The sequence below is a fragment of the Ruegeria sp. H7 genome, assembly GCF_056532945.1.
Genome location: NZ_JBQFNZ010000002.1, coordinates 297,538 through 320,753, shown reverse-complemented (window position 1 = coordinate 320,753; position 23,216 = coordinate 297,538). Strand labels below are relative to the sequence as shown.

Genomic DNA, 23,216 nt, shown 5'->3' with positions numbered 1-23,216 from the left:
CCCGAATTACCGCTCTTTGACTCACCCAAATCGTAAGACGCCCGTTCAGACAAGCCTTAACCGCCCGGAATATATGATATCCCGTGCGGCTGACCTTCGCGATTGGTGATGAGTCAGTCTTTGTCCAGCGGAACGCCGTACAGTTCCAACCGGTGGCCTTTGAGCTTGTAGCCCAGTTTCGCAGCGATCTTTTCCTGCAGCGCCTCGATTTCGGGGTCGACGAATTCGATCACCTCACCCGACTGCATATCGATCAGATGGTCGTGGTGGTCGCGCTCGGCATCCTCGTAGCGGGCGCGCCCGTCGCCGAATTCCAGACGGTCGAGTATCCCGGCCTCTTCAAACAGCTTTACCGTGCGATAGACCGTGGCAATCGATATCCCCGCATCGATGGCCGAGGCGCGTGCATACAGTTCCTCGACATCGGGGTGGTCTGCGCTCTGCTCAAGCACCTGCGCAATGGTGCGCCGCTGGCCAGTCATGCGCAGGCCCTTGGCCTCGCACCGCGCGATGATCGTGTCGGACATGCTGCCCCTCAGAAGTTACTTGGGGTGCTGTCTTAAACCGTCTCAGCGCCCAGCGCCACAGGGATTCGACGCCCAAGGCGCAGATCATCCGGCGCGCTGCAAATCCGCCCAGATCGGCAGATGGTCCGAGGCGATATGGGCGGGCCGGTCCAGATGTGCGCCGTGGTTCAGCGCCTCGATCCCCTGCCCCAGCGCAATCCGATCCAACGCGCCCAACGGTTGCGCCGCCGGAAAGCTGGCCACAGGTGGTAGAAACCGCATCTCGGGCGCCAATGTGTCCAGCACAGGCTGGCGCGACCATTCGTTGAAATCCCCGGCCCAGACAGTGGGCATCTGGTCCAGATCGTCGTCGAAGCGCCGGATATGCGTGATCTGTTGCCGCCTGGATGCGGGCAGCAGCCCCAGATGCATTCCCATCACACGCAGCGGTCCGATCTGCGTATCAAACTCGACCCGTACAGCGCCACGCGGCTCAAACCCCGGCAGGTCGTGGTGGCCGGTCTGACGGACCGAGATCTGATCCCCGCGCCAGATCACAGCATTGCCATGCCAGCCCAGACTGCCGGCCCCGCCCAGATCGACGATCTGCCATCCGGCCTCATCCAGCATGAAATGCGGCAAAGCGGCCGGGCGCGGCGGCAAGCGCTTATCCGCCTCTTGCAGAACGACAATATCGGCCTGCATGCCGTTCAGAACCTGCATGATCCGCTGCGGTTGACGCCGAAAATCCAGCCCGACACATTTCTGAATGTTGTAGCTGGCAAGGCGCAGGGTCGGTGGTTTTTGGAAGTCGTTTTTGATGTTCACTGCCCCCGACAAGCGCCCCGCCCCGAGATTGTCACAAAACGACCGGGATTAACCCGCATTTGTGGTGTTCTGCGCGTCTTGCGACTTGCAATACCGGGGGCGTATATTCAATGGTCTAAGATTATTAGATTAAGTCAGTGTACACAAAATTCTGCGGGGTTAAACTGCCGCAAAAAGGAACCGCGCTATTGGACGTTGAATCCACATTCGCCACGATGATCATTGCCGATATCGTGGGCAGCACGCCGCTTTACAAAGCTGTAGGCGATGATGAGGCCCAGCGACTGATCCAGCTTGAGATCGACCGGCTTCGCTCGGTTCTGCTGGAGTTCGGCGGCGTACCGGTTGGGCAGAAGGGCGACGATGTTCTCAGCTATTTCGAAGACCCAAGCGCCGCGTACCAGGCCGCGCTCAAGCTGATTGAACCTTCGACCCACACGCCTCTGTCCGTACATATCGGTGTGCATTGCGGCCCCATCGTGATCGGCCAGCGCGGGATATACGGCGAGGCCGTCAACGTCACCGCCCGGTTTGCGACTGCAGCCAATCCGGGTGAGGCCTGTTTCAGTCAGGGCGTTGCGGTGTTGCTGCCAAATGAATTGCGGCAAACTCTGATCCCCTTGGGCCAGCTGAGCCTAAAGGGCCTTAACGAGCCGCAGACTGCTTATTCACTGATCCATCCGGACTCGGATTCGATCATGCAGACAAGGCTGCCCCAGAACTTTGGCCGGTCCGAGGAAAACTGGCAGCCGCGCGAAGGGCTGACGCTGATCCTGCGCCATGAAGACCGGGTCTGGCGGTGTCTGGGCAATGGCGAGTTCAATATCGGCCGCTCTCCGGATTGCCATGTGGTTCTGTCGCAACCCTGGATTTCGCGCCTTCACGCCGTGCTTGCAATGAAGGCGGGCAAACTGATCCTGACCGATCGCAGCACGTCGGGCACCTATGTGAAATCCGAGTCGGGGCGTGAAATCCAGCTAAAACGCGAATCCGTCATGCTGGCCGATAGCGGCCTGATTTCTCCGACCCTGCCCATCGAAATGTCCGAGACCTGTTTGCAGTTCGAACTGCTGGGCCGCAATCAGGTGCCGCAGAACGTGGCGTGAACCACCTCGCCTTGCGTCGGTGGGCGCGTCAGGTCGGCCTCATCCGGCTGGTCGTCATAGGGCCGCGACAACACCGTATCGAGACGCTGGAACAAAGTGTAATCCCCCTGCACCGCCGCTTCGATCATCTGCTCGATCCGATGATTGCGTGGAATGAAGGCGGGGTTTGCCGCGTTCATGACCGTTTGCGGCTCCGGCTCGCGCTGCAACCGCGCGGTCCAGCCCTCGGCCCAACTGTCAAAGGCCTGCGGGTCGGTGAATTGATCCCGCGCCGCCTGACCGCTGAGCGCGCGGAACGTGTTGGTGAAATCCGCCTGTTGTTCGGCCATGCGTTTTAGCAGATCGGAAATCAACTCCAGATCCCCAGCTTCGGCGCTTGAAATCCCGATCTTGGCGCGAAAGCGGGTCAGCCAATGATCCTGAATCTGCTCGGGCATCGCATGGACAATCTCGGTCGCCTCTTCCACCGCGGCCTCTTTGTCCTCCATCTGCTGGATCAGAGCGGTCGCCAGCTGCGCAAGATTCCACACAGCTATGTCGGGCTGGTTGGAATAGGCATAGCGCCCCATCCGGTCAATCGAACTGAACACCGTGTTCGGGTGATAGGTGTCCATGAACGCACAGGGCCCGTAATCGATGGTTTCCCCGGCAATCGAGCAATTGTCGGTGTTCATCACCCCATGGATGAACCCGACGCTCATCCAATGCGCAATCAGCCGCGCCTGCACATCGCGCACCGCGCGCAACAAGCCCATCGGCCCATCGGCCTCGTGATAGTGGCGCTCGATGGCGTATTCCGTCAGGCGTCGCAAACTGTCGAACTGCCCCCGCGCCGCGAAGACCTGAAACGTCCCCACGCGCAAATGGCTGCGCGCCACGCGCGTCAGAACGGCTCCCGGCAGTGGGGTTTCGCGAAACACCTGCTCGCCCGTCTCGACCGCGGCCAGCGCGCGTGTGGTCGGCACGCCCAGCGCGTGCATCGCCTCGGACACGACATATTCGCGCAATACCGGCCCCAACCACGCGCGCCCGTCACCCCGTCGGGAAAACGGCGTGGGACCTGAGCCTTTCAACTGAATATCCCGCCGCACCCCATCGGCCCCGATGGTCTCACCCAGTAAAACCGCACGCCCGTCGCCCAGTTGCGGGTTGTAAGTGCCGAACTGATGCCCGGAATAAAGCTGTGCCAAAGGCTCGGCCCCGTCTGGCAGGCTGTTGCCTGCAAAAGCCTCGGCCATTTCCTGCACATCCCCGGGTGAGATCTGCAGCAACCGGGCCAGATCGGTGTTGAACGCAATCAACCGAGGGGCACTTACCGGAACCGGTGCCTGCCGCGCAAAAAACGTATCCGGCAGGCGGGCATAAGAATTATCGAACGGGATCGTCAGGGTCATGCGCCAAACATATGACCTGAACCGACAATTGCCATAGCGGATCACTTGCACCCGTGCATAATCACCTCAAACCCCCGAGGATACTATGACCGCACAAGAGATCATCGACCACCTGAACCTGCAACGCCACCCGGAAGGTGGTTGGTTCAAGGAAACCTGGCGCGCTGATAACGCGGGCCGCGCAACGGGCACCTGCATCTACTTCCTGCTGCAAGAAGGTGAGAGCAGCCATTGGCACCGCGTCGATGCGACCGAGATATGGCTCTATCACTCCGGCGCGCCACTGGTGCTGTCGCTCAGCGAAAGTGATCAGGGCCCTGCGACCGATCACCTTCTGACCCCCGATCTGAACGCAGGAGCCCCGCAACTGATCGTGCCCGAAGGCCACTGGCAAGCCGCGCGCAGCACCGGCGATTACACTCTGGTCAGTTGCACCGTCTCGCCGGGGTTCGAGTTCGATGGCTTCGATCTGGCCCCACCCGGTTTTGACATTCCGAGGGCATAATCCATGGACCACCGCGCCCTCATCGCCTCAATTCCGGCCGAGACCAAGGACAAGCTGCAACGCCGGTCCGACGCGGCAGGATTGAAACATCTGGCGGTCTATTTCGCGCTTTTGGCCGTTTGTAGCATCGGTATCGCCACGCAAATTCCGCTCTGGCCGGTCCTTATGGTCCCGCAAGGCGTCCTGCTGGTCTTTCTGTTCACGCTCAGCCACGAATGCACCCACAAGACACCGTTCAAAACCGGGTGGATCAACGATGCGGTCGGCCACTTGGTCTCGGTACCGATCGCTCTGTCCTTCACATGGTTTAGGTATTTCCATTTGGCCCACCACAAATGGACCAACCACCCGGACAAAGACCCCGAACTTGGCGGAAAACCGCGCCCTGACAGCTGGCGCAGTCTTGCACTCTACCTCAGCGGTGCACCTTACTGGTCCGGCATGGGCAAAGTGTTGGCTCAAAACGCCTTCGGACAGATCGACGCCCCCTACCTGCCCGCGCGACAGCATCGAGCCATCCGAACCGAAGCCCGCATTTTGCTCGTGCTCTACGCATTGGGCCTGCTCAGCCTGCTTTTCTCCCCGCTCCTGCTCTGGCTTTGGATCATCCCCGTCCTGATCGCCCAGCCCGCGCTGCGCCTTTACCTTCTGGCCGAACACGGCCTCTGCCCACCGGTCGCCAATATGCTGGAAAACTCGCGCACCACCTTCACCAACCGGATCATACGGTTTCTGGCCTGGAACATGCCCTACCACGCCGAACATCATGCCTTTCCGAACGTGCCCTTCCACCAGCTACCCGCATTCCACGACTGGACCCGGACCCACCTGAAATCCACATCCGACGGCTATTCAGGCTTCACCAAAGATTACGCCCGTACGCTCAACTCCTAGGATCCGTTCTTCATCTGGCCAAAAATACCTCGGGGGAGTCGCGCCTGCGCGACGGGGGCAGCGCCCCCTATTTCTCGGTCCGGCTTTTGATCAGCATATTGATCAATGGCACCAAAACCGCCGTCAGAGACCCCAGTGGATTCGCCCCAATGCCTTTGACCGCACGCACCACTTCGCGTGCCTCGGTCGCCATATCCTCAAGCTCATCCTCGATATCCGCAATTGCCATATCACGCAGCTCAACGGCTGGTGCGACCTCATCTTCGGCATTGCTGCGCCGTGCAATCAGCACAAGGAGCCCGGCCAATACAAGATTGCCAAAGGACAGCAGCGCGGCGGCGGCGGCAGGCGACATCGTGCTTCGAAGCGCAAAGAACAGCGCGACGTTCAGCAGAACGAGCGCCAACATGGCGGCAATCCCGGCCAATACCATCAAAATGGTCTGCTGCTGCATAACGGCCAGACGGCGGCGCGCGATCAGGCGTTCGGTTCGGTAGATCGTGACCAGATTTCTGCTCAGCCTGCTCATAACGTTGCTCCTACCCCTTTACCCGCCCAACCACGTAGCCCAGCGAAAACGCAATCAGCAGGGCAGTGATCGGATAATCCTTCTGTAGGCGGCCGAATTCCTCGACCACGTCCTCTCCCAATGACTGCGCTTTGCCCAGATCGATCCCGTGCTCTTCCAGCAGCTTTCGAATCTCATCCGAGGTTTTGACCGGCTCGGTCTGATCCTCGGGGGTCGAAGCCGCACCGCCCATCGCCTCCAACTCGGCATTGCGGCTGCGTAGCGCTTCCAACTCGGATTCAAGCTCGGCTTTGGTTGCCATACTCTCTGGCCCTCATTGCATGGGTGTCGCGCAACCGTCGCACAATGAGTCGTTTTTTTGAACTGTTTTCCGGTTCCGCCTCACCCGGCCCGATTCATCGAGACCGAACTGACAACACCGCCCCCCACCAGCGCCTGCACACCGGTGGTGCCGGGGCACGAGGTCGGCAACCCGCGCGCCACACGTACGGCGAGATAGGCAAATGCCTGCGCTTCCAGCATGTCACCGTCCAGACCCACGGCCTCGACCGGTTCGACCGGGCAATCGAGCGAGACCCGCAGCATCTCCATCAACACCGGGTTGCGCCGCCCGCCACCAGTAACCAGAACGCGGGACGGAGGTTTCAGACAATACCCGATCCCCTGCGCAACCCCTGCTGCGCACATCCCCGTCAGGGTCGCCACCGCATCCGCGTCGCTGAGTTCCTGAACCAGCCCGATCATCTCGGCAAAATCGTTCCGGTCTAAAGACTTCGGTGGCATCTTGGTAAAGAACGGCTCGGCCAGAAACAGTTCCAGCGCGCCCATCTCAACGGTGCCCTCGCGCGCAACCGCGCCATCCCGGTCCATCGGTTGACCCAAACGCGCCTGCATCAAATCATCCACCGGCGCATTCGCCGGCCCGGTGTCAAACGCCAGCAGGGCACCGGGTTGTTCGGGCCCGTCAAAGCTTGGGTCCACATAGGTCAGGTTGCCGACCCCCCCAAGATTGAGGAAACACAGGGGCGCATCAGCCCCGATCCATTTGGCGCAGGCAAAGTGAAAGAACGGGGCCAACGGCGCGCCCTCACCCCCCATGGCGACATCGTCGCTGCGGAAATCCCAGACCACAGGCACGCCCAGCGCCTGCGCCAGACCTTTGCCATCGCCAACCTGCAATGTGCCACGCCCACGTGGCTCATGCGCAAGGGTCTGACCGTGCACGCCGATCAGGTCGATATTGTCGAATTCCGACAACGCTTCGGCATGGGCGATGGTCACCAGTTCAGCCGCCGCATCGACATCTGAGCCGTGCCATTGTCCCAACGCCGCGCGCAGGATCTGACGCTCTTCTTCGGAATAGGGGCGGTATCCGCTTTCGCCGAAACCATAGATGCGGTGGCCATCGGTTTCCACCACCGCCGCGTCCACCCCATCCATCGAGGTGCCGGACATCGTGCCAAGGGCTCGGATCGGCTTGTTTGTCTTAATGGCCGGGCGCACCTGTCATTCTCCTGCTCGTTCTTTTTCTACCCTTGCGGGTTCGACACTGCCCGCCATTCCCGGGCCAAAGCAAGACGAATAGAAACAGAAGCCGCGTTTTTGGGCAGGCGCGACCGCAGGCCCACACTCGGCCCGACCGAACCCGTTGCGCAATTCCCGCTTCTGCGCCAGCATTGCTGGGCATCTTCGAATAACGGGGCGGGAATGACCGAGGCGCAAACGCCAAAAGACGCAAAAGCGGTTGAGAGCCGGAACTACCAGTTGATCTTCTGGTCCGGCGCGCTGGCTACGATTGGCGGGCAATTGGTGAACCCGCGTCTGGTGCTGCCGTTCCTGTACCTGGCCCTTGGGGCACCAACCTTTGTGGCGGGCCTGCTGCTGCCTTTCGTGACAGGGGCGCGGTTGATTGCGGAAATCTTCGTCTCGCCTTTCGTCAACCACGTGACGCGCGCAAAGCTTGCCGTCTATGTGCCCAACATCCTGACGGGGGCCATTCTGGCAGTTGTCGCCCTGTTCGCCACCAACCTGACACAGGTGATGGTGGTTTTGCTGTTCCTGCTGACCGCCATCATCATGGGCTTGTGTCAGGGTATCAACAGCCTTGGCACCAGCCAGATATACGGCACCTCAGTCCCTGAGTCGAAACGCAACCGCATGGTGTTTGCACAGGCGACCATATCCGGTGTGCTGGCCATCATCGTGGTTTGGGTGACCAAGGATCTGCTGGCTTCGGATCAGCCGATGCAGCGGCATATCGTGGTGATGTGGTGCGGCGTGGTTGCCATGTTCGCCGCCGGGATCAGCTTTGCCGGGGTGCGACTGTTCGAGGAAGAGATCAAGCGCCCGCCGAAACGCGTCGAGAAACCGAAACCCCTGGCCGAACTTGCAACAGGCTTCAGGACCGGGATGGCCTACCCGTGGTATCGCAAGTTCCTGTTGGCCCGTGTTCTGTTCATCTCGGTCGAGCTAGCGATGCCGTTTTACACAATTCACGCAGCCACCTACCATATCGGCACCGAACACTCGCTCAGCTATTTTGTGATCGGTGCCAGCGCAGGGATCGTGATCGGATCCATTCTGTGGGGGTGGCTCAGCGGTCGGGTGTCGGTAAAGCATGTGATGTGGCTGGGCTGTCTGACCTCGGCGCTGTCGGCAGTCATGGCGCTGGTGTTCACCATGACCGGCCATGCCAGTAATGTGTGGATCTATGCCGCGGTCATCCTGCTTCTGTCCCTTGGCGGCAACGGAGTGATCTATGGGCGCTACCTCTACGTGATCGAGATGACGCAAGAACAAGAGCGGTCCTATCTGGTCGCCCTGGGCGATGTGACAGCCGGTCTGGTCGGCATCGCCTTTGCCGCCGTTCTGGGTGCCGTGGCGCATCTGCACGACCCGGTGACGCCGATCATCGCGCTGGCCATTTTGAACGTGGTCGCGATGCTCTATGCCTTTCGATTGCCCGCCACCGGAACCGGTGCTGAGACTGCCGCGCATTAGGCTGCCAATTCTTGCAAAATGGTGCCTTTCCCTTACCCATCCTGCCGCCTATACAGTGCCCCGCAATAGTAACCCCGAGGGCACGATATGACCTACCACCCCAAATCGGATTTCATCGCCACGATGATCGAGCGCGGCTTTCTGGCCGATTGCACCGATTATCAGGGCCTTGATGAGGCGCTGATCAGTGGGTGCAAACCGGCTTATATCGGCTTTGATGCAACGGCCAAGTCGTTGCATGTGGGCAGCCTGATCCAGATCATGATGCTGCGCTGGTTCCAGAAGACCGGACACCAGCCGATCACTCTGATGGGCGGCGGCACCACCAAGGTGGGCGACCCGTCGTTTCGTGCGGACGAACGCCCCCTGCTGGGGCCCGAGCAGATCAATGAGAACATCGCGGGCATCAAAAAGGTATTCTCCGCCTATATCGACTATGACAGCGACGCCGAGAACAAGGCACTGATGCTGAACAATGCCGAGTGGCTGGATGGCCTGAACTACCTTGATTTCCTGCGCGATATCGGGCGGCATTTCTCGGTCAATCGGATGCTGAGCTTTGAATCGGTGAAATCGCGGCTGGATCGCGAGCAGTCGCTCAGCTTCCTCGAATTCAACTACATGATCCTGCAGGCCTATGACTTCCTTGAACTGAACCGCCGTTACGGCTGCGTTCTGCAAATGGGTGGCTCGGACCAGTGGGGCAACATCGTCAACGGCATCGACCTGACCCGCCGGGTGCTGGATCACGAGATTTACGGCCTGACCTCGCCCCTGCTGACCACCAGCGACGGCAAGAAAATGGGCAAATCCCAGGACGGTGCAGTCTGGCTGAACGCCGACATGCGCTCGCCCTATGAGTTCTGGCAGTTCTGGCGCAACACCACCGATGCGGACGTGGGGCGGTTCCTGAAGCTCTACACCGAAATGCCGGTGGATGAGTGTGATCGGCTGGGCGCGCTGCAAGGGTCCGAGATCAATGAGGCCAAGATCCGCCTCGCCAACGAAGTGACCACGCTTGCCCACGGTGCGCAGGCCGCGGCAACCGCCGAAGCTACTGCGCGCGAGGTGTTCGAAAAAGGCGGCGTGGGCGACGACCTGCCGACCCTGACCCTCAGCGCCGCTGAGCTGGGCGACGGCATGTCGATCGTGCAATTGATCGTGAAATCCGGTCTGGCCAAATCCGGCAAAGAGGCCAAGCGCCTGATTGCCGAAAACGGGGCCAAATTGGACGACGCGCCGCTGACAGATGCGGGGCTGATGATCGATGCGGGTGCCTTGTCCTCACCCATCAAACTAAGCGCGGGCAAGAAACGGCACGCGCTGGTGCAACTGGGCTAAACCGATTGACCCTGAGCGCGTAAGGGCGTGCTCGGGGGCCTTCTGTGAACTCGGCTTCTTTGCCGTGATGCATTCTGTGCTAACCTGTTCGGGGTTTTGGTTTCGCAGATTGTTGTGTCATGGTTGTTCAGAATATTTTCAAATCCACCAAAAGAAGCGATGTTGTCTTCGAAGGCGAGAAATTCTCGACCGGAGCGGATGAAGTCACCTGTGTTTTGACGACAGACAGTTTGAAGCTGAAAGGCAGCCCGCCCGCTTCGGGTCACTGCAACATCGTCGAACGCTTTAACTCTCGCTGGGACGTCAAGGATTTGATTGACCTATCGGCGGTTCAAAAGGCGCTTGCGAACAAGACGACACTGCAGAAGCTGGCCAAAGCCAAATCGGTCGAAAAAATCCTAGAACTACTGGCGCTTAGCGAAATTCATATGTTGGCCGACTATTCCGAGCTGCAGGCCCAGACCTATGTCAAAGGTCATATCCTCAGCGAAAAACTGGGCGGCCCGGGAACCAACGTGAACCTGACGCCGATGTCGGCAAGTTCAAATTCAACTTACTACAGCAAGTTCGAATCCAAGCTGATCAAATTGCTTGAGGATGTGAAAAAGGAAGAAAAAGTCACCGGCTACCGCGTGCGGGTTCGGTTTCACGCAAAATGCAAGGGCGCGATGAAGCCGTGGTGGGGTAGCGGTGCGTCCAAAGAGACCGCGCGAATGCTAAGCAAGCTACCAAAGACCCTGCAGGCCAGCTGGCGGTTTGACAGTTTCTTCCGAGACGGCAAGCCGACCGAACGTATCCCCAGGACAAAACTCCCCCCTTCGGTTGTCAAGAAGATGCCAGTTGCGGCCGGGATAAGACCGTTCAGCATACCGTTGGATCTTTGATCGACTGGTCTTTTTTGTGAATTGACGATGACCGGGCGTTAGGGATGATCTGGCGCCAACAAAAACTCGGCCACCCGAAAGTGGCCGATGATTGTTCAAGCGTGCCGGGTCACTTTTTGCCTTTGCCGCCACCTTTTCCGTCGCCGCCTTTGCCGTGTCCGGAACCGTTGCCCTGGCCATTGTTGTTGCCGTTATTGCCGGTACCTGGTCCGGAACCGTTGTTGTTACCGCCGCCGTTACCGGGGTTGCCTGCATTCCCGTTGCCGTTTCCGGGGCCGTCGCCGCCTTTGCCGCCGCCCTTGCCGCCACCTTTACCGTCGCCGCCTTTGCCGCCACCTTTGCCGTCGCCGCCCTTGCCGCCACCTTTACCACCGCCTTTGCCGGGGCCTTCACCGCCACCATTGCCGGGGTTGTCACCACCACCGTTTTCAGGGTTGTCACCGCCGCCATTGCCGGGGTTGTCACCACCACCATTGCCGGGGTTATCGCCGCCACCGTCGGCGGGACCGTCACCACCACCGTTGCCAGGGTTGTCACCACCACCGTTGCCGGGGCCATCGTTTCCGCCGTTGCCGCCACCATTACCCGGGCCCTGACCTCCGCCGCCGGTATTGCCGCCATCGTTTCCACCACCCGTCGGGCCTTGTGCGACCCGATCCGAACTGCGGTCTTCGCCCCGTGTGCTACCTGCGTCCGAAATCGACGCCGTCGGCAGATCCGTCAGCAACGCCGCCAGACCGGGGCACATTGCGCCCGTATTTTGCAACGTCTTCTCAAAATCCGCGCGCCGCTGTAGCTGCTTCAGAAAGCTTGGCGTGACCTGCGTGCAGTCACACAGCGCAGCATAATCGCCGCTATTCGCCGCCGTCCGTGCGGTGCGCCAATCGCAAACCTCGGGCGCGGCCGCGGCGCTGCTGGCCATCAAAACTCCAACAAATGGTGCAATCGCAAACGCACCCAATTTGTGCTTCGTACTCGTTAACATGTCGGTACCTCCTGACATAGAAACACCTGACCATGTCAGGCTATTCGATCACGAGATGGAGACGTCTCGTGAGGTCCGGATGAACGCTGGCTGAAGATTTGTTAACCTTGCGTCACCCACGTCGGATGCAAATGACGCTTGGTCTTTGGCCAAACATCTGGACACACCCGACCCAAGCCGCTTATTGAACATACGTTCATAAATCTGGGAGGCATCCGCATGAACCTGTCGAACACAGCCGCACTCGTCACCGGAGGCGCGTCGGGTCTTGGCGAGGCCACTGCCCGCCATTTCGCGCAACACGGTGCACAAGTCACGATTCTGGACCGGGATGAAGACCGCGGCGCGCAGGTGGCCAATGAGATCGGCGGCCATTTTGCACAAACCGATGTCACCGACCAAAGCTCGGTCGCGGCTGCTGTTGCCACCGCAGCAAGCAAAATGGGTCGGATCACGGCCACGGTGAACTGTGCCGGCATCGCATACGGGATCAAAACCGTGGGCCGCGATGGCCCGCACCCGCTGGACGCCTTTCAGCGCACCATCGACATCAATCTGGTCGGCACCTTTAACGTGTCGCGACTAGCCGCCGTTGAAATGGCCAAAAACGAACCCGAGCCGGATGGCGCGCGCGGTGTGATCATCAACACCGCCTCAATTGCCGCATTCGACGGGCAAAAGGGCCAGGCGGCCTATGCGGCGTCAAAAGGCGGCGTGGTGGGTATGACCTTGCCCATGGCGCGCGATCTGGCCTCGACCGGTATCCGCGTGATGGCTATCGCTCCGGGCATTTTCATGACGCCGATGCTGGCGGGCCTGCCCGAAGAGGTGCAGCAGCAACTGGCGGCTGACGTTCCGAACCCCGCTCGCCTGGGGGATCCCAATGAATACGCCCGCCTTGCCGGTTTCATTGTCGAGATGGGCTATCTGAACGGCGAAGTCATCCGCATCGACGGAGCGCTACGTATGCGCTAGGTCTGTCGAATGACCGAGCGTGAAAAGATGCAGGCCGGGCAGTGGTATTGCTGCCTGGACCCTGAGTTGGACGCGTTGCGGGCGCAAGCCCGCCGCGCAGTTCACGCGCACAACACTTGCCCGCCAGACGATCGCGGCGCGCTGGCTCCTGAATTGCAAACGCTGTTCGCGGACCTTGGGTCCGAGTGTTATCTCGAAGCACCGTTTCACTGCGCTTACGGGATGAACATCCACCTTGGACACCGGGTCTATTTCAACGCCGGATGCGTGATTCTGGACACCGCGCCGGTTCGGATCGGTGACGACACGATGTTCGGCCCCCATGTTCAGATCTATTGCGCTCAGCACGCCAAAGACCCAACCGAGCGCGCCCAGGGTCTGGAAATCGCCCTGCCCGTGACCATCGGGCGGAATGTCTGGGTCGGCGGCGGTGCCATTCTGATGCCCGGTATCACCATCGGCGACAACGCAACCATCGGCGCTGGCAGTGTCGTCACCAAAGATGTCGCGGCCAAAGAAACCGTGGTCGGCAACCCCGCCCGGCCTATTCAACCCCTCCGATAGCCCTGTTCTGCCCCCAGTCCGCCAAAGCCGCGATCACAGGGCGCAGCGCTTGCCCCTTTTCAGTCAGGCTGTACTCCACTCGGGGCGGCACCTCGGCAAATACCTTTCGATGCACGATTCCATCTGCCTCAAGCTCGCGCAATTGCTTGGTCAGGCTGCGCTGGGTCACCGTACCCAGCGCACGGGACAAGGCGTTAAAGCGCATGGTGCCGCCAAGAAGATGATAGATTACCAGCCCTTTCCATTTTCCCGATATCTGCTCCAACCCGGCCTCAACCGGGCAGCCTGCACTGCAGTCATATCTTTCAAATCGATCCACCGCCGCCTCCTGCCTTTGACAGTATACAAAAGGTACCTACCTGCATAAATAGTGCGTACTTGCGTGTTTTGTATACGTGTCACATATCCCGGGTCATCGCAACTGAACCCTGTAAGGAGACATCATGGCCCTGACCATTCTCGCTCAAATCACGGCCCATCCGGGTAAGGAAGACCTTGTCCGCGCCGAGCTTGAAAAGCTGATCCCAATCACCCGTGTCGAAGACGGATGCATTCAATACGACCTGCATGTGGACACAACCAATCCCGGTGTTTTCGCGTTTTATGAGAATTGGGAAAGCCGTGACCTGTGGCAAACGCATATGAACGCGCCCCATCTCGCGGCGTATATGGAGGCTACCGAAGGGGCCGTGGCCGAGTTTACGCTGAACGAAATGACACGGATCGGTTGATCCCATCCACGGCAAAGCCGGAGCAGTCGCCAGGCTCCGGTTTTGTGAAACTTTTTCAATGTGGCCTTTTGAGCGTCGAAGAGTCTGCGTTTACCCGGCCTCGGCCTTCTCTTCCAGAATCAGCCACTCTTCCTCAGCCGCCGACAGCTTTTCCTGCCGTTCAACCAGCGCCTCAGACGCCTTCTGGAACTTGACCGGCTCACGCGTGAACAGGTCGGGGTCAGACATCAACTCTTCCAGCTTACCGATCTCGGCCTCAAGGCGCGCGATCTCGACGGGCAGTTTCTCCAACCGGTGTTTTTCCGAGAAGGACAGGCCCGATTTCGGCTTCGCCTCCTGCTTGACCTTCGGCTTGGAGGGCTTTGGTTTTTCTTCCTTTTTCCCAGCAACCTCTCCGCGCTGAGCGATATAGTCCGACCAGCCCCCGGCATAGACCGTGGCGCGCCCATTGCCTTCCATCGCGATGGTGGTTGTGGCAACCCGGTCCAGAAAATCCCGGTCGTGGCTGACCAGCAGGACGGTGCCGTCATAGTCGTCCAGCAATTCCTGCAACAGGTCCAGCGTTTCCACATCCAGATCGTTGGTCGGTTCGTCCAGCACCAGCAGGTTTGACGATTTCGCCATCAGCTTGGCCAGCAGCAACCGCGCCTTTTCGCCACCCGACAGGGATTTGACGGCGGCCCGCGCCTGCGCGTCGTCGAACAGAAATTCCTTGAGATAACCCACGACGTGTTTGGGCTGCCCACCCACCAAGACCTGATCGGCCTTGCCTGACACCCGCATCTCGGGGTCGCCGGTCAGGCTGTCCCACAGGGTCATCTCCGGGTCTAACTGAGCGCGGGTCTGGTCGAACACCGCAATCTCCAGATTGGTGCCCAAAGCGACCGCGCCGGAATCCGGCTCCACTTGCCCCAAGAGCATCTTCAACAACGTGGTCTTGCCCACCCCATTGGGTCCGACAAAGGCCACGCGATCCCCACGCTGCACCAGCAGGTCGAAATTCCGCACGATCTGCGTGTCGCCGTACCCCTTGGCCAGCCCTTTGGCTTCGATCACCTTGCGGCCCGATTTCGGCCCGGCCTCCAGCGTCATCGCGGCCGAGCCCTGACGTTTGATCTGCGCCGCCTTCTCGGCCCGCAGCGCTTGCAATGCCCGCACCCGGCCTTGATTGCGCTTGCGGCGAGCGCTGATGCCCTCAACGGCCCATTTCGCCTCGGACTTGATCAGGCGGTTCAGCTTGTGGCGTTGCTGATCTTCCTCTTCCCAAACCTTGTCGCGCCAGGCCTCAAACGCATCAAACCCCTGCTCTTGCCGCCGTACTGCACCGCGATCAATCCACAGCGTCGCCCGCGTCAACACCCGCAGAAACGCGCGGTCATGCGAGATCAGCACAAAAGCGGCCCGCGTCGCCCCCAACTCGCGCTCAAGCCACGCGATGGCCTCGATATCCAGATGGTTGGTCGGCTCGTCCAGTAGCATCAGGTCCGGCGCTTCGGCCATCAGCTTGGCCAAGGCCGCCCGCCGCCGCTCACCGCCCGAGGCAGTCTCAACAGGGCGCGTGGGGTCGAATTTCAGCCCCTCCCCCGCACGCTCGACCTTATACAGCTCTCCCGGTTCCAACCCGCTGGCGGCATAGTCGCCCAGCGTGGCAAACCCCTTCATTCCGGGGTCCTGCTCCATATACCCGACCGACTTGCCCGGCGGCACGACGATCTCGCCCTGATCCGCCTCGACCAGCCCCGCCATCACTTTCATCAGCGTGGATTTACCCGACCCGTTCCGCCCCACAAGGGCCACGCGGTCGCCCGGCTGAACCACCAGATCAAGCTCGGAAAATACCGGATCGCCCCCGAAGGTCAGGGAAATGCCGGACATCTGCAACAAAGGAATTCTCGCCATGCCCGCCAGCTAAACCGGCTGGGCTGGCGCGTCAACGCCCCTGCTTCTTCTCGTCAAAAATACGGATTCACCCGGCCACCGCCCGCAGCAAACGTTTCCGTGCCGGGGGAATCGCCCCAATCTCGAGCCCGGTGAACACGTGCAGAGTGTTCATATGCCGGTCCACCACCGCATGATCGCTGACCCAACCGCCCATCAGCAGGTATGTCCGCAGCAAAGGCGGCATCCGCAGCATTGCCTGTTTTGCATCCGGCCTGCGCCGCAGGCGCGCGGCGAAACGGAAAACATCCGGCGCCTTGACGCGTGGCAGCCACCGTTTCGGGGCCAGATGGCGGTGTTTGAGCATGGCAAAGGAATCCAGATATTGTTCGGTCTCGATCCCGGCGAAGGACGAGCAACCAAACAGCATCTCGATCCGGTTTTGGTCGACAAACGCGGTCATCGCCCCCCACGCCACGCGCAGGATGTCCGGGTCGGTCCAATCGGGGTGAATGCAGAAACGGCCCATCTCGACCATACGCCCGCTGAACCCTTCCAGACTGGACAGGTCATAGAACTGCGCCGAATAGCTGTGCGCGATCTCGGACCCGCTCCCCATTGTCAACATCCGGAAACAGCACACAAGCTGTCCACCGGCCTGTATATCCTCGACCAGCACATGGGAACACACCGCATCAAACGTGTCCGCGTCGGTTTGATCCGTCGCAAAGGCCAGCGTCCGTAGCGCCTGCGCCGCCGCCACGTCCCGTTCAGACTGCGCCAACCGGGCCCGATAGCGCCCTTTGTTCAACAAAACGGCTGTTGCCATGGTCGCATCCTCCGAGGTTGCTGACCGGAGATCCAAGTTACCGCCCCGATATCATAAGACATGTGACCTTCCTGTGAACCTCACAAGACGATCCCGTGACTTAGTTCGACGCGCCCGGAATGTTGGCCGGGTTGAAGTTGCCGATATTGCCCAGCAGCTGACGCAGGAAGCCGGTGTTCTCGACACTGGATTCGGTCACGCGGCGTTCCAGCGGGATGACGACCCCGTCCTCCAGGCCAAAGCGTTCGACATTGCTGACCACACCGCGCTGGTCGAAGCTGATGGCAACCACCTCGCGGGAAACGACCTCGGGCCGTTTAGGGCCATAGTGGCGGATTCGGGACCGGACATAGTAATATCCGGAATCGCGCACCACGCCCGAGGCACCGGGCGCGCCAACCGCCTCGGCAACGCTTTCGCGTGTATCCGTGCCCACCTTGATCTCGGCCAGATCCTCGGCCGGAGGCACATAGCCGTGATTCCGGAAGATCGGAGTGCAGGCGGTGATCACAGCCAGACAGGCCACCAACGCAAGCGAACGCATCGCCGATTTCGACCTGTTTCCAATCATCAACATACGCACCCTCTTGCCTTGGCCTCTTGCGGCTCCTATCCGATTACAGAAACCGCTGCCACGGTTCAACACATAGAAAGGCTCACGAATGAGCGACGTTACTGCATTACGGGTGGCCGACCTGCCACAAAACGCCCCCACCCGGTTCGAATTGCGCCCGGGAAAGGACGTGTTGGAGGCTATAGGCCGGGATCTGGGCCTGCTCGGTCTGCGCAAGCTCAGCTTTGTCGGGGATCTGCGCGCAGCAGGAAAACGCGACTGGGCGCTGTCCGGCAAGCTGGGGGCGACGGTGATTCAGCCCTGTGTGGTGACGCTTGAACCTGTGACCACCCGGATCGACATCCCAGTTTCGCGCCTATTTGTGGCCGACTGGACCGACCCCGACGAGCCCGAGTTCGAAATCCCTGAAGATGACGAGACCGAGCCATTAGGCGCTGAGATCGACCCTGCAGCTGTGATGGTCGAGGCGCTTTCGCTGGCCCTGCCCCAATACCCGCGCAAGGACGGGGCCGAACTGGGTCAGGCCGACTATACCGAACCGGGCAAACAGGCGATGACGGATGAGGATGTCAAACCCTTCGCAGGGCTGGCGGAATTGCGCGATGCCCTGAAAAAAGACGAGTGACAGAGGTCTGATTTCCTGTCATAGCAGGCGGTCAGAAAAATCACTTGAACATGACGAGAATCGCAGTATTTTCGCGCGCTCATCGGATTTTGGGTTGGACATTTCGGGGCTGGTCCCCTAAACGCGCGTCAAACCACGATAAACGAAATATGAAACCACGGTCGGCGGCGAATCTGCTGACCCTCAGTAGACAAAGGTTGAGACCATGGCCGTCCAACAGAACAAAGTTTCCAAGTCGCGTCGCAACAACCGCCGCGCACACGACGCTCTGGTTGCTGCAAACCCGAACGAATGCCCGAACTGTGGCGAGCTGAAGCGCCCGCACCACGTTTGCGCATCCTGCGGCCACTATGACGATCGTGAAGTCGTCGCGCAGGCCGAGGAAATCGACCTGGACGAAGACGCAGCCTAAGCCTGATTGAGCGCAGGCCAAGGCATGACTGAACAACCCACGCACGCCGAACGGATCACCATCTCGGTTGACGCTATGGGGGGGGACGAAGGTCCCGCAGTTGTTGTTGCAGGCCTCGCGGAATCGGCCAAAAAGAACCCCAATATCGGGTTTCTTCTGCACGGTCCGGAAGACATGCTGCGCAAGCTCGTAGCAAAACGGCGCGTCCTTGATGGGCGCGTCGCTTTTCGTGATTGCCCCGACGTGGTCACGATGGAAGACAAGCCCAGCCAGGTTGTGCGCAGCGGCAAGCAGACCTCGATGTGGTCCACGCTTGAGGCCGTCCGTCAGGGCGAGGCGCATGGCGCGGTGTCCTGCGGCAATACCGGCGCGCTGATGGCTTTGTCGATGATGCGCCTGCGCAAACTGCCCGGTGTGAACCGCCCGGCGATTGCGATTCTGTGGCCTTCGCGCAACCCGCAGGGGTTCAATGTGATGCTGGATGTCGGTGCGGATGTGCGCGCCGACGCCAAGGATCTGCTGCAATACGCCCTGATGGGCGCATCTTATGCCCGTAACGGCATGGCCCTGCACCGTCCCCGGATCGGGCTGCTGAATGTGGGCACCGAAGAACACAAGGGCCGCGCCGAGTTGAAAGAGGCGCATGCCATGATCGCCGATTTCGCCGAGCCTGCGAATTTCGATTTCGTGGGTTTTGTCGAAGGCAGCGACATTCCGGGCGACAAGGCAGATGTCATTGTAACCGATGGGTTTACCGGCAACGTCGCGATCAAGACCGGGGAAGGCACCGCCAGCCTGATTGGCGACCTGCTGCGGCAGGCGTTCAAATACACGCCACTGTCCCGGCTGGCCTCGATCCTTGCCATCACCTCGCTGAACCGTCTGAAAAAGCGGATCGACCCGCGACGTGTAAATGGCGGCGTGTTCCTTGGGCTGAACGGCACGGTTGTCAAATCCCATGGCGGCGCTGACCCGACCGGAGTGTCGGCGGCGGTCAAACTGGCCTTCACCTTGGCCGAGTCGGGTTTTGCCGAAAAATTGGCGGCACGGGTTGCATCGACGGCCCAGCTTGCACAAGATGCCGCGCAATCTGCGCCGCAGACGGAAAAATAACAAAAAAGGCAGTACCCCAGCATGGCAGGCCGCTCAGTTGTTGTAGGTGTCGGGCATTATTTGCCAGAACGCGTTGTTCCGAATTCCGAGTTCGAAAAGACACTCGACACCACCGATGAATGGATCCGGACCCGGTCCGGGATCGAACGTCGCCATTTTGCAGCCGAGGGCGAGACCACTTCGGATCTGGCCACCAACGCCGCCCAGGCGGCCCTTGCGGATGCCGGGCTTGAGGCGGACGATATCGACGCCATCGTCCTGGCCACCTCAACTGCTGACCTGACCTTCCCTTCCGCCGCGACGATGGTTCAGGCGCGGCTGGGTATGACCAGGGGGTTTGCCTTTGACGTACAGGCCGTCTGCGCCGGGTTTGTCTTTGCCCTCAGCAATGCCAACGCGCTGATTCTGTCGGGTCAGGCCAAACGGGTTCTGGTCATCGGGGCCGAGACGTTTTCGCGAATCATGGACTGGACCGACCGCTCGACCTGCGTCTTGTTCGGCGATGGCGCGGGGGCATTGGTGCTTGAGCATCAGGAAGGCCACGGCACCTCAGATGACCGGGGCATTCTGGCAACCGATCTGAATTCGGACGGGCGCTATCGGGAGTTGCTGTACGTGGATGGTGGCGTATCGACGCAATCCACCGGCTATCTGCGCATGCAGGGCAATCAGGTCTTCCGCCACGCTGTTGAAAAGCTGACCAAAACGGCCGAAACCGCCCTGTCGAGCGCTGGCCTGTCCAACGAGGATGTCGACTGGATCGTGCCGCATCAGGCCAATATCCGCATCATTCAAGGCACCGCCAAGAAAATGGGCCTGCCGATGGAAAACGTGGTCGTAACCGTGCAGGACCACGGAAACACCTCGGCCGCCTCGATCCCGCTGGCCCTGTCGGTGGGCAAACAGCGCGGGCAAATCAAGCCCGGCGATCTGTTGGTGACCGAAGCCATCGGCGGCGGCTTGGCCTGGGGCGCGGTTGTCCTGCGCTGGTAACAAGCGCATTCCAGCTTACACACCCGCCTGCAATTCATTGATATTGACAGCGAATTTGCGTGGACCCTATGCTTTGATATCAACAGGGGAAAAAGGTATGGGCGACAAAACACTGACCCGAATGGATCTGAGCGAGGCCGTCTTTCGTGAGGTGGGCCTTTCACGCAACGAAAGCGCACAGCTGGTCGAAAGCGTTCTGAACCACATGTCTGACGCTTTGGTGCGCGGCGAGCAGGTGAAAATCTCGTCTTTTGGTACGTTCAGCGTTCGCGACAAAACCGCCCGTATCGGTCGCAACCCCAAAACCGGCGAAGAGGTTCCGATTCAGCCGCGCCGCGTGCTGACCTTCCGCCCGTCGCATCTGATGAAAGATCGCGTCGCTGCCGGGAATCGCAAGTAACCCGAGGGCCGCACGGACATGAGCAAATCTCCCGACGCGTTTCGCACAATCTCTGAGGTTGCGGACTGGCTCGGTGTTCAGGCCCATGTTCTGCGGTTTTGGGAAAGCCGGTTTACCCAGGTCAAACCTGTCAAACGGGCCGGAGGACGGCGGTACTACCGCCCCAATGATATGCGCCTGCTGGGCGGTATCAAAAAGCTGCTGCATGAAGATGGCATAACGATCAAAGGCGTGCAGCGCATTCTGCGCGAACAGGGCATCGCGCATGTGGCGTCGCTGTCGCCAGAGCTGGACGATGTCGCAGCGTCTGAAAACGCCGGTGATGATACTGTCGTACCCTTCACCTCCGCCCCTGCCCCAGCGTCGGAACAGATTCATATGGATTTGGGCGAACCGCAGGCGGCGCGGCCAGACGTCGCACCCGCGCAGGAACCCGAACTGGACGCGGCCCCACTGATGGGGGGAATCGCCTCACTGGCCTGGAACCGGTCCGAGTTTGATGAGGAACTTCTGGGCCGAATCGCGCCGCTGGCGAAAGACCTGCGCAAATGGCTGGATCGGGTCGAAACCCAAGCGGCGGGATAGGACAAAAAGGCAGTGTTTTCCTCTTGCCCCTGCCGGGAAATTCTTTATGAACACCTCAACGTCGGGCTATGGCGCAGCCTGGTAGCGCGTCCGTCTGGGGGACGGAAGGTCGCAGGTTCGAGTCCTGCTAGCCCGACCAAATCACACCGACGTTTATGGCAGACAGGCCAGATCCCGCTCTGGCATCAGGGGGGATCGGAATGACAGGTGTATGTCCAAATCAACAGATCGAAGCGATGATCACGCGCGGCGAGATCACCGCGAGCCCGGATGTGATCCCTGCACAGGTGCAACCGGCCAGTCTTGATCTGCGTTTGGGAACAGTGGCTTACCGGGTACGCGCGTCGTTTCTGGCCGGTGAAGGGCGCTCAGTCGCCGACCGGCTGGCCGAGTTCGAGATGCACCGCATCGACATCACCGACGGGGCCGTTCTGGAAAAAGGCTGCGTTTATCTGGTGCCGCTGATGGAATCGCTGGCCCTGCCCGACAGCATCACGGCCGTGGCCAACGCCAAAAGCTCGACCGGGCGTCTTGACCTGCTGACACGTACCATCACCGATGGCGGGACCGAGTTTGACCGGGTTCCTGCAGGCTATACCGGACCGCTATACGCCGAGATTTGCCCGCGATCATTCTCGGTGCTTGTCCGTCCGGGGATGCGCCTGAACCAGATCCGGTTCCGTCAGGGACAGGCCGTTTTGACCGACGCGGAACTGATGACGCTGCACGGGGAATCGCCTTTGGTCGATGGGCCTGCGGTGATTCAGGACGGGCTGGGGTTCTCGGTCGATCTGCAATTGCCCGACAGTGATCTGGTGGGGTACCGCGCAAAACCCCACACCGGGGTGATCGATCTGGACCGGATCGGCGAATATGACCCGCAGGAATACTGGGAAGAGGTGCGCACCACGGACGGTCGCATCATCCTTGATCCCGGCGCGTTCTACATTCTGGTCAGCCGCGAGGCGGTGCATATCCCGCCCATGTATGCCGCCGAAATGGCCCCCTATCTGGCCATGGTCGGCGAGTTTCGCGTGCATTACGCGGGCTTCTTCGACCCCGGATTTGGCCACGCTGCCGCAGGCGGTGCCGGGTCGCGCGGCGTGCTGGAGGTGCGCTGCCACGAGGCCCCGTTTGTGCTGGAACACGGGCAGGTTGTCGGGCGGCTGGTTTATGAGAAAATGGCCGAGATGCCGACGCAGCTATATGGTGCGGGCATTGCGTCGAACTATCAGGGTCAGGGCCTGAAACTGTCCAAACATTTCAAGGCCGTAGGCTGAGTTTCAGAACTTCATGAAACGGCGCATCTGACGCGTCACCCGCTGTGCTTGGCGTAGGTTCTTCGCGTGATTTGCCGTGTTGGGGCGTTTCTGCGCCCCCGGGGCTGCATCGGGCTTTTGACCTTTGCGCGTGGCCATATCAAATCCTTTGTCCACGCCCTTGTTGACAAGACGGCGCATGACCTGTCGCACGATCATGTCGATGATCCGATTGGCATTCATTGCTCAACTCCGTTTCTCAAACCACAAGATAGGCATCCTGTGCGGCAACAAAAGGGCGGCGCG

Annotated in this window: 28 protein-coding genes and 1 tRNA gene; 17 read left to right on the top strand and 12 right to left on the bottom strand. The window is 60.3% G+C overall.

Features of this window, described 5'->3' with window-relative positions; genetic code table 11:
* Positions 1 to 113: 113 nt before the first annotated feature.
* On the bottom strand, positions 114 to 527 hold the full coding sequence (locus ACR0AC_RS06640; RefSeq protein ID WP_170450112.1) for a Fur family transcriptional regulator: 414 nt from the start codon (positions 525 to 527) through the stop codon (positions 114 to 116).
* Positions 528 to 611: 84 nt separating this feature from the next.
* A complete protein-coding gene (locus ACR0AC_RS06635) occupies positions 612 to 1,334 on the bottom strand; it encodes an endonuclease/exonuclease/phosphatase family protein (protein ID WP_480580848.1) in 723 nt (240 codons plus the stop codon).
* A 188-nt stretch (positions 1,335 to 1,522) separates the two neighbouring features.
* Between ACR0AC_RS06635 and ACR0AC_RS06630 the strand changes: the two genes are divergently transcribed.
* Entirely contained in the window at positions 1,523 to 2,440 is a 918-nt protein-coding gene (locus tag ACR0AC_RS06630) for an adenylate/guanylate cyclase domain-containing protein (RefSeq protein WP_170450110.1), read from the top strand.
* Here the strand turns inward: ACR0AC_RS06630 and ACR0AC_RS06625 are convergent.
* Complete coding sequence (locus tag ACR0AC_RS06625) at positions 2,416 to 3,834, bottom strand: protein adenylyltransferase SelO (RefSeq protein WP_480872496.1); 1,419 nt, start codon at positions 3,832 to 3,834, stop codon at positions 2,416 to 2,418. The genes ACR0AC_RS06630 and ACR0AC_RS06625 overlap by 25 nt on opposite strands.
* Positions 3,835 to 3,919: 85 nt before the next feature.
* Here ACR0AC_RS06625 and ACR0AC_RS06620 point away from each other — a divergent pair, with 85 nt between their 5' ends.
* Together ACR0AC_RS06620 and ACR0AC_RS06615 are read left to right on the top strand one after the other, a co-directional pair.
* Positions 3,920 to 4,339 (top strand): cupin domain-containing protein, encoded by a 420-nt coding sequence (locus ACR0AC_RS06620; protein ID WP_480580844.1) that lies wholly within the window; start codon positions 3,920 to 3,922, stop codon positions 4,337 to 4,339.
* 3 nt (positions 4,340 to 4,342) lie between these two features.
* Entirely contained in the window at positions 4,343 to 5,233 is an 891-nt protein-coding gene (locus ACR0AC_RS06615; RefSeq protein ID WP_480872494.1) for a fatty acid desaturase, read from the top strand.
* A gap of 67 nt (positions 5,234 to 5,300) precedes the next feature.
* Here the strand turns inward: ACR0AC_RS06615 and ACR0AC_RS06610 are convergent, their stop codons facing one another.
* The 3 genes from ACR0AC_RS06610 to ACR0AC_RS06600 form a co-directional block, all read right to left on the bottom strand.
* The gene (locus ACR0AC_RS06610) at positions 5,301 to 5,762 is read right to left on the bottom strand and encodes a hypothetical protein (RefSeq protein ID WP_170450102.1); all 462 of its coding nucleotides are present in this window, start codon (positions 5,760 to 5,762) and stop codon (positions 5,301 to 5,303) included.
* Positions 5,763 to 5,772: 10 nt separating this feature from the next.
* Entirely contained in the window at positions 5,773 to 6,063 is a 291-nt protein-coding gene (locus ACR0AC_RS06605; protein ID WP_480872492.1) for a hypothetical protein, read from the bottom strand.
* A gap of 80 nt (positions 6,064 to 6,143) precedes the next feature.
* On the bottom strand, positions 6,144 to 7,217 hold the full coding sequence (locus ACR0AC_RS06600; protein WP_480872844.1) for an anhydro-N-acetylmuramic acid kinase: 1,074 nt from the start codon (positions 7,215 to 7,217) through the stop codon (positions 6,144 to 6,146).
* Between the two features lie 252 nt (positions 7,218 to 7,469).
* Here ACR0AC_RS06600 and ACR0AC_RS06595 point away from each other — a divergent pair, with 252 nt between their 5' ends.
* The 3 genes from ACR0AC_RS06595 (at position 7,470) to ACR0AC_RS06585 (ending at position 10,987) form a co-directional block, all read left to right on the top strand.
* Entirely contained in the window at positions 7,470 to 8,762 is a 1,293-nt protein-coding gene (locus tag ACR0AC_RS06595; RefSeq protein WP_170450099.1) for an MFS transporter, read from the top strand.
* Positions 8,763 to 8,849: 87 nt separating this feature from the next.
* Positions 8,850 to 10,103 carry a tyrosine--tRNA ligase gene (gene tyrS / locus ACR0AC_RS06590; protein ID WP_170450097.1) on the top strand — a complete coding sequence of 418 codons (1,254 nt, stop codon included), beginning with the start codon at positions 8,850 to 8,852 and terminating at the stop codon, positions 10,101 to 10,103.
* 119 nt (positions 10,104 to 10,222) lie between these two features.
* Complete coding sequence (locus ACR0AC_RS06585) at positions 10,223 to 10,987, top strand: DNA/RNA non-specific endonuclease (RefSeq protein ID WP_170621941.1); 765 nt, start codon at positions 10,223 to 10,225, stop codon at positions 10,985 to 10,987.
* Positions 10,988 to 11,096: 109 nt separating this feature from the next.
* On the opposite strand, the gene ACR0AC_RS06580 is transcribed toward ACR0AC_RS06585, so the two are convergent.
* Entirely contained in the window at positions 11,097 to 11,909 is an 813-nt protein-coding gene (locus ACR0AC_RS06580; RefSeq protein WP_480872489.1) for a hypothetical protein, read from the bottom strand.
* A 282-nt stretch (positions 11,910 to 12,191) separates the two neighbouring features.
* On the opposite strand from ACR0AC_RS06580, the gene ACR0AC_RS06575 reads away from it, so the two are divergent.
* Both ACR0AC_RS06575 and ACR0AC_RS06570 read left to right on the top strand, forming a co-directional pair.
* Positions 12,192 to 12,947 (top strand): SDR family NAD(P)-dependent oxidoreductase, encoded by a 756-nt coding sequence (locus tag ACR0AC_RS06575; protein ID WP_480872487.1) that lies wholly within the window; start codon positions 12,192 to 12,194, stop codon positions 12,945 to 12,947.
* A gap of 9 nt (positions 12,948 to 12,956) precedes the next feature.
* Positions 12,957 to 13,511 (top strand): sugar O-acetyltransferase, encoded by a 555-nt coding sequence (locus ACR0AC_RS06570; RefSeq protein WP_480872485.1) that lies wholly within the window; start codon positions 12,957 to 12,959, stop codon positions 13,509 to 13,511.
* Here ACR0AC_RS06570 and ACR0AC_RS06565 read toward each other — a convergent pair.
* A complete protein-coding gene (locus ACR0AC_RS06565) occupies positions 13,492 to 13,830 on the bottom strand; it encodes a winged helix-turn-helix transcriptional regulator (protein WP_480872483.1) in 339 nt (112 codons plus the stop codon). The two genes, ACR0AC_RS06570 and ACR0AC_RS06565, sit on opposite strands and share 20 nt — an antisense overlap.
* Positions 13,831 to 13,954: 124 nt before the next feature.
* Between ACR0AC_RS06565 and ACR0AC_RS06560 the strand changes: the two genes are divergently transcribed.
* The gene (locus tag ACR0AC_RS06560) at positions 13,955 to 14,242 is read left to right on the top strand and encodes a putative quinol monooxygenase (RefSeq protein ID WP_170450086.1); all 288 of its coding nucleotides are present in this window, start codon (positions 13,955 to 13,957) and stop codon (positions 14,240 to 14,242) included.
* A 90-nt stretch (positions 14,243 to 14,332) separates the two neighbouring features.
* Here the strand turns inward: ACR0AC_RS06560 and ACR0AC_RS06555 are convergent, their stop codons facing one another.
* From ACR0AC_RS06555 to ACR0AC_RS06545, 3 genes are all read right to left on the bottom strand, one after another.
* Positions 14,333 to 16,141 carry an ABC-F family ATP-binding cassette domain-containing protein gene (locus ACR0AC_RS06555; protein WP_480872481.1) on the bottom strand — a complete coding sequence of 603 codons (1,809 nt, stop codon included), beginning with the start codon at positions 16,139 to 16,141 and terminating at the stop codon, positions 14,333 to 14,335.
* Between the two features lie 67 nt (positions 16,142 to 16,208).
* Positions 16,209 to 16,949 (bottom strand): GNAT family N-acetyltransferase, encoded by a 741-nt coding sequence (locus tag ACR0AC_RS06550; RefSeq protein WP_480872479.1) that lies wholly within the window; start codon positions 16,947 to 16,949, stop codon positions 16,209 to 16,211.
* 100 nt (positions 16,950 to 17,049) lie between these two features.
* The gene (locus tag ACR0AC_RS06545; RefSeq protein ID WP_170450082.1) at positions 17,050 to 17,526 is read right to left on the bottom strand and encodes an outer membrane protein assembly factor BamE domain-containing protein; all 477 of its coding nucleotides are present in this window, start codon (positions 17,524 to 17,526) and stop codon (positions 17,050 to 17,052) included.
* A gap of 85 nt (positions 17,527 to 17,611) precedes the next feature.
* On the opposite strand from ACR0AC_RS06545, the gene ACR0AC_RS06540 reads away from it, so the two are divergent.
* From ACR0AC_RS06540 to ACR0AC_RS06505, 8 genes are all read left to right on the top strand, one after another.
* A complete protein-coding gene (locus tag ACR0AC_RS06540) occupies positions 17,612 to 18,148 on the top strand; it encodes a DUF177 domain-containing protein (protein WP_170621944.1) in 537 nt (178 codons plus the stop codon).
* A 205-nt stretch (positions 18,149 to 18,353) separates the two neighbouring features.
* A complete protein-coding gene (rpmF, locus tag ACR0AC_RS06535) occupies positions 18,354 to 18,560 on the top strand; it encodes a 50S ribosomal protein L32 (protein ID WP_480872477.1) in 207 nt (68 codons plus the stop codon).
* A 24-nt stretch (positions 18,561 to 18,584) separates the two neighbouring features.
* On the top strand, positions 18,585 to 19,673 hold the full coding sequence (gene plsX / locus ACR0AC_RS06530) for a phosphate acyltransferase PlsX (protein ID WP_170450078.1): 1,089 nt from the start codon (positions 18,585 to 18,587) through the stop codon (positions 19,671 to 19,673).
* 21 nt (positions 19,674 to 19,694) lie between these two features.
* On the top strand, positions 19,695 to 20,666 hold the full coding sequence (locus tag ACR0AC_RS06525; RefSeq protein WP_170450076.1) for a beta-ketoacyl-ACP synthase III: 972 nt from the start codon (positions 19,695 to 19,697) through the stop codon (positions 20,664 to 20,666).
* A 97-nt stretch (positions 20,667 to 20,763) separates the two neighbouring features.
* Positions 20,764 to 21,066 carry an integration host factor subunit alpha gene (ihfA, locus tag ACR0AC_RS06520; protein ID WP_008755922.1) on the top strand — a complete coding sequence of 101 codons (303 nt, stop codon included), beginning with the start codon at positions 20,764 to 20,766 and terminating at the stop codon, positions 21,064 to 21,066.
* Between the two features lie 18 nt (positions 21,067 to 21,084).
* Positions 21,085 to 21,651 carry a MerR family transcriptional regulator gene (locus tag ACR0AC_RS06515; RefSeq protein ID WP_170621947.1) on the top strand — a complete coding sequence of 189 codons (567 nt, stop codon included), beginning with the start codon at positions 21,085 to 21,087 and terminating at the stop codon, positions 21,649 to 21,651.
* 62 nt (positions 21,652 to 21,713) lie between these two features.
* Positions 21,714 to 21,790: transfer RNA gene (locus tag ACR0AC_RS06510), tRNA-Pro, on the top strand.
* A 61-nt stretch (positions 21,791 to 21,851) separates the two neighbouring features.
* Positions 21,852 to 22,931, top strand: a complete 1,080-nt coding sequence (locus ACR0AC_RS06505; protein WP_480872474.1) for a 2'-deoxycytidine 5'-triphosphate deaminase — start codon at positions 21,852 to 21,854, stop codon at positions 22,929 to 22,931.
* A gap of 3 nt (positions 22,932 to 22,934) precedes the next feature.
* Here the strand turns inward: ACR0AC_RS06505 and ACR0AC_RS06500 are convergent, their stop codons facing one another.
* Complete coding sequence (locus tag ACR0AC_RS06500) at positions 22,935 to 23,153, bottom strand: hypothetical protein (RefSeq protein ID WP_480872472.1); 219 nt, start codon at positions 23,151 to 23,153, stop codon at positions 22,935 to 22,937.
* Positions 23,154 to 23,216: the final 63 nt, after the last annotated feature.